Raw genomic sequence first — 10988 nt, 5'->3', positions numbered from 1 at the left:
CTCGCTGAACCAACCCTCGACGGCATGAACGCCCTCTCCCACGGGTGAGGTCAATGCCGCCCGCAGAATGCTCGCCAGGGCTGCGGGATGGTTGGGGTGAGCCAGCGCATCGCCCCACCGCAAAACGTCGTCCCGGCGTTGGAAGACTCCCCAGGCGACCAGCTCCTGGCGATGAAAGGCGCTGAGGATTTGATACTCGAAACCCGGCCGGCGCAGGTAACGCCAGGTGAGGTTCTCCGAACGGCGCTCGGCGAGGAGGCCAAAGCAGTCCGCCGCGGTGTCGAAGAGTACATCCCATCGCGAGTCCAGCTGCCGGCTGGGCTCGGTGCGATAGTCACTGCCAGCCCATCCCAGCCAGCGTCGCCAAAGGCTCCGTGACGGTACCTGCGCAGCGCGGGCCAGCGCAGCGCCATCGAGGCGCCAGAAGGGGATCGCCTCGACCTTCTCGGCGCGCAGAAAGCGCATCGAGAATTTCTGGATATTGCCTACGTTGAAGCCAAAGTTGAAGGCGACGCGGTCGGCGCACTGGCGGCCGTAGAAGTGGCGAGCGGTCCGCGCCAGCAGGCTGGTGGGACCGCGGCCCACGTGGCGTAGCGTCGCCGCGGTCATGGTGTCGCCGATCTGGTAGGCGGTGAAGCTCTCGGCCGGGCGGTGGTCGCCTTCAGCGCGGCGGAATCGGACCGGATAGCCCGCGTAGTGAGCTGCTAGAGTGTCGCCCTCATCCACCGCCAGGCTGATGAACGGCCCTCCCAAGGGATTCTCCCGATACTCCCACCGCCAGTGCTCCTCCGGCCTTCGATGGTGGAAGGAGTCGGCGAAGAGCTCTAAGATTCGTTCCTCGTCGCCGGGGCGGTAGGAGCGGATGCGAAACGGGGTCGGCCGGGCGACCAACAGGATGTCGCCGGACTCGCCTGGGGCGGGCCGCTCCCGCACCGCGAAGCCGGCCTCCGCCAGGACGGTAGCGCTGCGGGTCAGCACGTCCAGGCATCGAGCTCCCGGCTCGCCGCTGGCCCCGACGACCACCACGACCCCTGGGGCGGTGAGGGCTTCGCGCAGACGGAGAGAGCGATCTTCGGAGCTCGGGGGCTCGCTGATGGGACCCTCGGGGCTAGACTCCTCCGAGTCTTGTTCCGGGAGGGCCTCATCCTGAGTAGCCCCATCCTGAAGAGTCCGATCCTGGGAAGACAAGAGACTCTTCGCCTCCACGACGGCGCCGTCGCAGGAAGCACCGGGCGGCAGGGTCTCTTGCTCCAAGACCCGATAGCCTTTGGCTTCGAGGATCGCTACCGTCGGCCTCGAGGCTTGGGGAACCCACAGCCGGGCCGGCGCCGCCGGCAGCCACCGCAGCGCAGCCTTCAGCTCCGGGAGGTCTTGTGCGGGGGGGGGGTCGAGGGCCGCCATCGCTCGATCTTAACCCGCCCGGAAGCCGCCCCCTGGAAAGGCCCCCTGCAATCGGCCCAATAGTTAGCCCAGGTTTGCAATAATGCCCAATGCTGAGAACCAGTGCTGAGGCCCCGTCCTGATGACCAGTGCCGCTGCGCCACCGGCGGTTCCGGAAGCCCATGAAACACCATCTTTCTCCCCACCTTCCCAGCCCTGCCCCCTTGCGCTCCAACTTGCTTCGCGCTGTGAGCTCGGCCGTCTGCGCCTCGCTGCTGGCGGCGTTGGTGGCCTGTAGCGGTGAGCCGGCCCCGGCGCTCTTCGAGCTGGAGTCGTCAGTGGCCGCCGGCGACTACTCCCTCGGTTCGGAAGCCGCGCAGGGTTTGAGCTTGGGAAGCGAGCCTCGGATCCAGGTGTTCAGCACGGACTATGAGCGCCGGCCGGCGGTGCTGATGAACGGTGGCCGATGGCAGTGGCGGGGCATTCTCCCGGAGCGCACTCGCTTACAGATAGGGGCAGCTGCCGTCTCCCCCGGTGCTCATCGCCTGGTCGCTCGTCTACACGATGGCCGCAGCACCGAGGTCCTCGACGTGGCTACCTCGAGCGATCCCGAGAGGTCCCTGTGGCTGGATGTCGGGGCCGACCTGGAAGGCTCCGAGGAGCGCATCGTCACTCTGGAAGTGGAGCTGGAACGCCTCGATGGCCAGCCGCTTTCCGAGGTGGCCTGGGGTCCGGTGGTGCTGCGTCCCGCCGGCGAGGCGCTACGGGCGGAGGCGTCGGAGCCGCCCAATCTGCTCTTCATTCTGGTGGACACGCTGCGCTACGATCGCCTTTCCGCCTACGGGTACGAGCGCCCCACGACCCCGCACATCGACTCCCTGCTGGCGGACCGCGGTGTGTTGTTGGAGAACGCTTACTCCCAGGCGCCGTGGACCCTGCCTTCGGTGGTTTCCTACCTCACCGGCCGCTATCCCGGCGAAGTGCTCAGCGACAACATGGCCGCCTTCGGAATTCCCCCGCAGATTCCGTCGCTGCCGGAACGGGTGCGGGACCGGGGCTATGTCACCGCCGGCTTCTACGCCAACCCGGCGCTCTACCGAGGCAACGGCTTCGATCGGGGGTTCGACACCGTGTTCACGCCGCCGGCGGATCTGGAGTGGTTCACCCGCCACGCCGACGACCTCAACCGCCGCATGATCCCGTGGCTTGAGGCGAATCAGCATCGGCCGTTCATGCTCTACGCCCACTACCTCGATCCCCACGATCCCTACGACAACCCGGACATCGTCGATGATCGTTCGCAGTTCTATCCGGACTACCCGGGGCACCTCCACGGCCGGCTGATCCATGGCATCTACGGCGGGTACCACAAGCTGTACTTCCCGGAGGAGGACGTGCGCCACATCAACGCCCTCTACGACAGCGAGGTGGTCTACGTGGACCGCTTCGTGGGGCAGCTGGTGCGCGCCCTGGAGCCGGAAGTACTGGACAACACCCTCATCGTGCTGACCTCGGACCACGGCGAGGAGCTCTACGATCACGGGGGCTGGAAGCACGGGCAGACCCTCTACGAGGAGCAGATTCACGTGCCCTTGATCTTCCGCTGGGACCGCCGCTTTCCCGCCGGCCAGCGGCTCCGGGGCACGGTGGAGCTGGTGGATTTGATGCCCACCCTGATGGCGGCGCTGGGGGCCGAGCCGGATCCGCTCTGGCAGGGCCGGAACCTGCTCTCTGCCCTCGCCGGAGAAGCGCCGCTGCCCCGTCGGCCGGCCTTCGCGCAGCATTTGAGCTCCGGCCCGTTGCGGGCCGCCTCCGTGCTCGACGGCAACAAGCTCATCCTCTTCAACCGTCAGGCTCCCTTCGATCCGCCGGACAAACTGCAGGAATACCTCTGGCGCCAGGATCTGGAGCGGATGGAGACCGTGGAGCTGTATGATCTGGGGAAGGATCCGGGGGAGCAGGACAATCGAGCCGGAGCCGATCCCGCGGCGGTGGAGAATCTATCGCCGGTGATCCACCGGCACCTGGACCGCCGTCTTCCGGGGCTGCGGATCGTGGCCGATGGCTTGCCCTCCGGCGCGGAGCTGGAGGCGCGAGTTCGCTTCGAAAGCTCCCCGGCAGGCTGGAACCCATATTTCCTCGGCGCCGAGGACGGGGCGCAGCTCACTGGCACCGACCTCGTTCTACAGTGGCGCGGGGAGGCTGCGGGAGCTGCTGCGGCTCCGGGCCGGGGGGTGCGGGTGGACGAGAGCTTCGGCCGCGTGCTGGCGGTGGAGGCGACCCTCGACGGCGAGCCCCTGCCCCCGGCCGCCATCCAGGTCGGCGGACGTCCCTACCAGGGTGGTGCGGTGGCTCCGGCGGAGCTGGAATCGGCCACCTGGCCGGCGCCTCGGGAGGGTGTCTCGCTGCGCCTCTGGCTCCCGGCCCACGACCTGCTGGAGAATGCCCCGGAAGAGAACGAGGAAACCCGCCGACGTCTCAAGGCCCTCGGATATCTATGAGCTTGTTCCACACCACACATCCCGATCCGCCCCGGGAGCGGCCATGACCCAGCAGGCCACCCCCGGTACCACCAGCACCCCCGCTGCCCGGCGGGCGCTGGTGATCGCGCCCCACTACGACGACGAGGTGCTGGGTTGCGGCGGCCTGCTGGCGAGCTGGCTGGAGGCCGGCGCCGAGGTCCAGGTGCTCTTCCTCACCGACGCTGCCGGCGGCACCGAGGAGGTCGAGGATGCGGCGGACTATTCCGCCACCCGACGGCGAGAGGCGGAGGCGGTGGCGGAGGAGCTGGGCTGGAGCGTCGCCGGCCATCTGGGGTTGCCCGACGGCGCCCTGTCGGCGCGTCTCGACGAGGTCGCCGAGCACCTCCGCCAAGCGTTGCTGGACCACCGGCCGGATGCGCTTCTGGTCCCTTCGCCCTTGGAAGCTTCGGAGGATCACCGTGCCGCCTTCGCCGCGCTCCACCGGCTGCTCTCCCCGCTACGTACCGGAGACGAGCTGATGGAGCAGGCGGCGGATCTGCGGGTCCTGGTCTACGAGATCAACCATCCCTTCTATCCCGAGCTGCTGGTGGACGTGGGGCCTTGGGTGCCGGCACTGGAACGGGCCATGGGGCTCTACGCCAGCCAGCAGCAGCGCCACGATTACCTGGCGGCGGCCCTGGGCCTGCGGCGCTTCCGCACCCTGACTTTGAAACCCGAAGTGCGCGCCGCGGAGGGCTACATAGAGCTGCGTTTGGTCGATTTCACCACCCGCAGCGCGGCGCAGCTGATCCGCCGCCTCGGGGGCACGCCGGAGCTGCTGGAGGTGCGGGAAGGGGCGCCCCTCTCGGTGGTGGTGCGCACCCGCAACCGGCCTGAGCTGCTGGCCGAAGCGCTGGATAGCCTGGCCGACAACCCCTACCGCCGGGCGGAGGTGGTGCTGGTCAACGACGGTGGCGAGGTCCCGGCGGTGCCCGAAGGCTTCCCCCACCCGGTGGTGGCGGTGAATCTGCCGGAGAATCAGGGCAGGGCAGCAGCGGCTCAGGCCGGGGTGGAGGCGGCGAATCACCCCTGGGTCTGCTTCCTCGACGACGACGACCTGGCGGCGCCGGAGCATCTGGCGACCCTCGCCGGCCTGGTCCATGGCGCCGGCGTGCGGGTGGCCTACACCGACGCCGCGGTGGGGATCTACGCTCTGGCCCCCAAGGGCGGCAGCTCCGGCGAGGGCGGTTGGCAATGCCTTGAGCGCCGCCTGCCCTACAGTCGCGACTTCGATGCCGACCTGCTGGCCGTGGACAACTACATTCCCTTCAACACGCTGATCCTCGACCGCGAGCTCGTGCTCGAAGTCGGTGGCTTCCGCTTCGACCTGCCGTTTTTTGAAGACTGGGAGCTGCTCATTCGTCTCGCCCGGCGGGTGCGTTTCCACCACCTGGCGCAGGTGACCTGCGAATACCGCCACTTCCGCTCCGGCGGCCATCACATCTTCGGCGAAAGCCCGCGCCAGCGGCACGACTTTCTGGAGGTCAAGGCCCGGGTGCTGGCGGAGCACGGCGTGGGCAGTGATGCTGCGGCCTTGGCGCGGGCGGTGGATTTGCTGCGGGCGGAAGCGGTGGAGCAGGGCGAGGCGGTGGCGGCCCGGCGCCGGGAGGCCGAGGAGCGGCGGGAGGAGGCCGAGGCCTTGCGCCGCAAGCTCGTGGAGCGGGACGACGCCTACCACCGACTCAACGGCCGGTTGGAGTCGCTGCTGGGGGATTACCAGCGGGTGGAGGAGCAGATGCGCCATCACGCCGCTGAAGAGGAGGCTCTGCGCCGGGTGGTGGGGGAGCAGGAGGAGCACCTGGGCCAGACCCACGCCGAGATCCAGCGCCTGGAGGCCGCGGTGCGCGAGCAGAGCGAGCATCTGGAGCGAACCTACGCGGAGATTCAGCGCCTCAACCAGCTCATCGAGAGCATGGAGCAGACCCGCGCTTGGCGGCTCCACCAGTGGCTCCAGCGCCGAGGCCGGAGCTGATCTCATGACTCGGGTCGCCCTACTGTGCTCGGAAGCACTGCGCCCGCGCATGGCGGGCATCGGCATCCGCTACCTGGAGCTGGCTCGTCGCCTGCCGCCGGCGGGGCTAGAAGTGGTGGTGGTCACCCCCGGGGAGCCGGAGGAGGTTCCGGCGCTGCCGGACGGGGCTCAGATCCGCCGCTTCGAGCGCGGTGGCCTCGCTCAGGTGCTGGCGGATTGCGACTGCGCCGTCGCCCAGGGACAACTGGCCAACGACCTGGTGTTGGAGGCGCCCGAGCTACCCACCGTCATCGATCTCTACGATCCGTGGCTGGTGGAGAATTTGCACTACAGCGCCAGCCTCGGCCTCGATCCCTATCGCAATGACCACGCCACCTGGGTGTTGCAGATGTCCCGGGGAGATTTCTTTCTTTGCTCTTCCGACGAACAGCGCCACTTCTATCTCGGCTTCCTCGCCGCTCTGGGCCGGGTCAACCCGCGCCTACTGGAGTCGGATCCGGATCTCCAGAGGCTCATCGCTGCCGTTCCCTTCGGCTTGCCGGACGAGCTGCCGCCGCACCAGCCGCTGCTGCCGCCGTCGCCGGAGGGTACTCGCCGGCTGCTCTTCGGTGGTCTCTATGATTGGTACGACCCGTGGACTCTCCTCGAGGCGCTGGCGCTCTTGGAAGGCGAAGGGCGTGAGGATTGGGAAGTGCTGCTGATCCGCAACCCCAATCCCGGCTCGACCCCGCAGCGGCTCTTCGAGGAGGTAGAAGACTGGTGCCGCCGCCGGGGCTGGTGGGAGAGCCGGGTGCGAGCTCTCGACTGGATCCCCGCGGAGCGGCGCTACGATCTCCTGCGGGATGTGGATCTGATGGTGGCGCCCCACCGCCCGAGCCTGGAGACGCGGCTCTCCTTGCGGACCCGCTTCCTCGATGCCTTGATCGCTGGCTGCCCCGTGGTCACTTCGGAGGGTGGTGCCATGAGCCGCCTGCTGATGGAGCACGATGCCGGTTGGGTGGTGCCGCCGGGGGATGTAGCCGCCTTGTCGGAAGCCTTGACGGCGGCGCTGGATCGGCCCGAGGAGGTGGCTCGCCGCGAGGCCGGCGGCCGGCGACTGGTGGCAGGGTTCTCCTGGGACCGAGTGCTGGCGCCCCTGGTGGCCTTCTGCAGCGACCCACAGCAGGATCCGACCAAGGCCGACTTTGCTTTCCGGCCACCGACCCAAGCTCCCCCGGACGATCTTTGGTTCCGGCTCCGGCGCAAGATTCGGCGCCTGCTGGGAGGCTCCTCATGAGCAAGGTGAATCGGGTCTCGGTGGCCATCCTCAGCTGGAACGGCCGCCATCATCTGGAGCATTGTCTGGAGGCTCTGGAGCAGCAGCAGGATCCCGGCGTTCCGTGGGAAATCTTGGTGCTCGACAACGGCTCCAAGGACGGCACCGCCGAGTGGATGGGTCGGCGACATCCCACGGTGCGGCTCATCGAGAGTCCGGTGAATCTGGGCTTCTGCGCGGGCAACAATCGCTTGGTGGAGGCTGCCGAGGGGGACGCCGTGGCCCTGCTCAACAACGACACCCGGCCGCAGCCCCAGTGGCTGGCAGCGCTGGTGGCGGGACTACAAGACGCTCCCGAGGATGTCGCCGCGGTCTCTGGCTGCATCGTCAACTGGGAGGGGGACCGGCTGGACTTCGGCCGTGGCCTGATGACCTTCGACGGTCACGCCTTTCAGCTCGACTTCCGCCGCCCCCTGGCCCAGGCTCGAATCCCCGCCCTGGGGGACGAGCTGCCCTTCGCTTGCGGCGGCAATATGCTGGTGCGCAAGGCGTCCTTCCTCGAGGCCGGCGGCTTCGACGAGAGCTACTTCGCCTACCTGGAGGACGTCGACCTAGGGTGGCGTCTGTGGTCCGGCGGCGAGCGCATCACCTTCGTGCCGGAGGCGGTGGTCCATCACCGCTCCAGCGCCACCAGCGATCTGCTGGGGCTCTACAACCGCGGCTTTCTCTTCGAGCGCAACGCCTTCCTCACCGCCTACAAGAACTACGAGGCCGGCATCTGGCAGGGCATCATGCCGGCGGTCTTGCTCACCGTCACTTCCCGCAGCCAGCACTTGATGGAGCGCCGCAACCCCGGCGGCGGCCTCCTCGCCCTCGACCCCTACGCCGGCCACATCGCCGACACCGCCACGCCAGCTGCTCAGCCTGGCGTGGCCTCACCGGCGTCAGCTTCAACGGCCTCGGGCGAAGCCAGCGACATCCACCAGACCCGCTGGCAGCGCTGGCGCGCCTACCCGAAACGCGAGCTCCTGGGCCGCGGCCTGCTCAAGCTCGCCCGCAAGATTTGGCCCCAGGCTCCCGAGCTCACCCCGCCCTGTCTCACCGACCCCCAGACCGTCGCTCATCTGCGCGCCCACAGCTACATCCTTCGCCACCTGGACCCCGCTGCTGAATCCCGTCAGGCCATCCAACGCCGCCGCCGCTTCCCCGACAGCGAATACTTCGCCCGCTTCCCCGCCCACCTCATCCCCACCTACCCCGGCGACCAAGCCCTCTTCCAAGACCCCGGCTTCCGTTCCTGGCTCCCCCAAGACCTCCCCCTCGCCGAGCGGCAGTTGGGGGAAGTGATGGAGATGGGTGAGTGAAGAGCTCGGAGGGCACGAAGGGAATTTCCGGCTGAAAGCGCCTGCTAAAATCAGTCTTTGATAGCTCTCCTTCCGCCACGGTGCAGAAGGAATTCTTGAATCGTGCCAGATTGGCCGGCCAAGGAGTGGATGGTTTGAGATCTCACAACTACATCGCTGTTCTTTTTCTCGCAGCCCTGGGACTGGCGCTGATAGGTGCACCGAAGGCATCCCCGGAAGCCCCTGAACAAAGGGTATTGGCTTCTGCGCAGGAGCCGGTGACAGAGATCTCGTGGTTCGTCAATGAGGAGCAGATTCGGCTGATCATGGAATCTGTCGGGCTCGAGGAGCAGCAGCAACTGCTTTTGGAGTTCCCGGATTTTCTGATCGATAAGGTTCTGCGAGACGTTGAGAGCGCGCCTGTTTTCAAGGATTTCCACATCGAGCAGGACAAGCTGACCCCGGAAGGCTGTTATCAGTACTGGCCTCTGCATATCGAAAGAAAGTATGCGAAGGAAGAGGGGCTCAGCACCGTGGAAGATCTATTCTCCAATGCAGAGGTTGCTCTCATTGCACGGATTTTGAAGAGCGAGTCGGGGTTGAGTTCGGGGGATTTCGGAACCCGCTTCGATTTCGAAGTGGCGGAGGTTCTGAAGGATTCTGGCGGAACAATCAAAAATAAAGATCTTCTATATTCGAGCCTCACTACCTTTGACCTGTATCTCGGTGAGAAGCGCTACTGTCGTCTGCGGAATGGATTCGATCAGCCGGAGCAAGGCGAGCTCTTCCTCCTTCTGGGCTACCGACCAGATAGGCCAACGCTCTTTTTTCGGGTGGCTAATTATTTTCCTGTTTTCGGTGGCAAAATAGGGCTTCAGCAGTACTCTTGGCTGGATCAAGGTTCGGAAACGCGGATCGAGGTTTTGCGAGAGCTAGCGATCGAGGCGGCGAACGGTGTTGGTGGGGTATGAGGTGGCCGGGTAGGTCTGCTTCTCGGCTGGAAATGCTTTCTTCTTATGTCCGAGTGGGACAGAGCTCTTGGACTATTGTCTTCATTCTGGTGAGTTGGCTCGGTTTCGGATTCTTGCTTCTGATGGTGTCAGAGCCTGCGTTCGGTGAGAGCTGCCAGATGGATCGGCTGATCGAAAAAGGTACGGGTGGGGCTACTTGCGAGGAGTTGCCCACGGCGGGCTCCTGCGGCCTTGAGCACACGGGACCAAAGTATCAGAGAGGCCGGTACGAAACGACCGTCTACGTTCCTGAAGGGGGCGAGTTCGACGCGATCTACGACCAACTTGGTTGCATGGTCGAGAAAGCCAACGATTTCTGGCAGGCCCCGGAAGGCTGCCCACCGCCCGGTAATCTTGGGGTCAACCCTCGAGTTCCCGGGGTAAAGGTCAAGCGTGGCAACCGTCCGAGTAACGATCCTTCTGGTATTCAGGTGTCTTACACACCGGATGCTGGAGGAAAAGCCCGTTGGGTTCCAGGCAGGAACGATGTGTTTTTTAGTCCTGACATCGCATGGGACTGCAATGAGACCAATCATGTCGACATTGCGGCTCACGAGCTTGGCCATGCCTTCGGCCTGTGCCACGACGCCTGTCAGCTTTCCGGTCCCACCGCACCCCGGTCGATCATGTTCGAATCGATCAGAGAAGGCACCAACTACGTCATCGCCCCCGAGCACTGCGAAGAAATCGAAAAAGCCAACTGCGAGCAGAATTGCAGCAATCTGGAGGAGGGCGAGCTTCAAGCGGGTGGAGACTGCCCGTGTTGCTTCTTTTGTCTGATCCCTCCGCTGGAGGATCGCTGCGCCATGTCGCCGCAGCTGTGCGGGGGTGGGTATGCGAATCCTCCCACCGGGTATTGCTACTTCCGGCAAACCACCGTGGTGCTCACCGGCACCGTCGAATATCACTACGACTACGGCACCTTCATTCACAGCGGAGATATCTTCAGCTTCACCATCTCCACGATCGATTGTTATGTCTACAGCCTGACCGGAGATCCGCCCGAGGAAGGATCCGGCGAAGGGGATTCGTGGTCGGAGCTGCCGGGAGATGGGCCCATCGTCTTCGTGCGCAGTCGCTACCCGGACGGAGCTTCGGGGAGCATGTTGGTGACGGGGGTGGCGCGGGATGATGAATATGGGGTCTCCAACGTGTCGTTCTGGGTCGACGGCCAGGTGGCAGCGGTCGAGGAGCTGCGCACCGGGCTCTACGATCCCTACACCTGCAACGAGCGCCCGGCGGTGGGCTGCGACGCCAACAGCCGCTTCGAGGCGACGGTGGATGTGAGCGCCCTGGCGGACGGCCCCCACACCCTGCAGGTGCTGGCGACCAACGGGCGGGTGGTGGATCCCATCCCGACCTACTACGAGATTCCCTTTGAGGTGCGCAATGCCGGCACCTGTGCTGCCGACACCACGGCGCCGACGGTGAGCCTCACCGCTCCGGCTGAAGGCGCGACGGTGCAGGGCGCGGTAGCGGTGTCCTGCTCGGCCAGCGATGCTTCGG

General features: G+C 66.0%; 8 protein-coding genes. 6 read left to right on the top strand and 2 right to left on the bottom strand.

Going from position 1 to position 10988, the window contains the following annotated elements:
• Positions 1-1401 (bottom strand): GNAT family N-acetyltransferase (locus tag SX243_22190; GenBank protein MDY7095695.1); only part of this gene is annotated, 1401 nt, incomplete at its 3' end.
• Positions 1402-1628: 227 nt separating this feature from the next.
• Between SX243_22190 and SX243_22185 the strand changes: the two genes are divergently transcribed.
• The 5 genes from SX243_22185 to SX243_22165 all read left to right on the top strand — a co-directional run bounded on the left by SX243_22185 (position 1629) and on the right by SX243_22165 (position 9443).
• Complete coding sequence (locus tag SX243_22185) at positions 1629-3881, top strand: sulfatase (protein ID MDY7095694.1); 2253 nt, start codon at positions 1629-1631, stop codon at positions 3879-3881.
• 43 nt (positions 3882-3924) lie between these two features.
• Positions 3925-5874 carry a PIG-L family deacetylase gene (locus SX243_22180; GenBank protein ID MDY7095693.1) on the top strand — a complete coding sequence of 650 codons (1950 nt, stop codon included), beginning with the start codon at positions 3925-3927 and terminating at the stop codon, positions 5872-5874.
• A gap of 4 nt (positions 5875-5878) precedes the next feature.
• Positions 5879-7150, top strand: a complete 1272-nt coding sequence (locus SX243_22175; protein MDY7095692.1) for a glycosyltransferase family 4 protein — start codon at positions 5879-5881, stop codon at positions 7148-7150.
• Positions 7147-8493, top strand: a complete 1347-nt coding sequence (locus SX243_22170) for a glycosyltransferase family 2 protein (protein ID MDY7095691.1) — start codon at positions 7147-7149, stop codon at positions 8491-8493. The genes SX243_22175 and SX243_22170 overlap by 4 nt, the downstream gene beginning before the upstream one ends.
• 95 nt (positions 8494-8588) lie before the next feature.
• Positions 8589-9443, top strand: a complete 855-nt coding sequence (locus tag SX243_22165; protein MDY7095690.1) for a hypothetical protein — start codon at positions 8589-8591, stop codon at positions 9441-9443.
• Positions 9444-9571: 128 nt separating this feature from the next.
• Here the strand turns inward: SX243_22165 and SX243_22160 are convergent, their stop codons facing one another.
• Entirely contained in the window at positions 9572-10225 is a 654-nt protein-coding gene (locus SX243_22160) for a hypothetical protein (protein MDY7095689.1), read from the bottom strand.
• 63 nt (positions 10226-10288) lie between these two features.
• On the opposite strand from SX243_22160, the gene SX243_22155 reads away from it, so the two are divergent.
• Positions 10289-10988, top strand: a 700-nt coding sequence (locus SX243_22155) for an Ig-like domain-containing protein (protein MDY7095688.1), incomplete at its 3' end; no start/stop codon positions are given.

Source organism: Acidobacteriota bacterium, from assembly GCA_034211275.1.
Taxonomy (GTDB): Bacteria; Acidobacteriota; Thermoanaerobaculia; order Multivoradales; family JAHZIX01; genus JAGQSE01.
The sequence above is the reverse complement of the archived record's forward strand: the minus strand, read 5'-3'. Positions and strand labels throughout refer to the sequence as shown.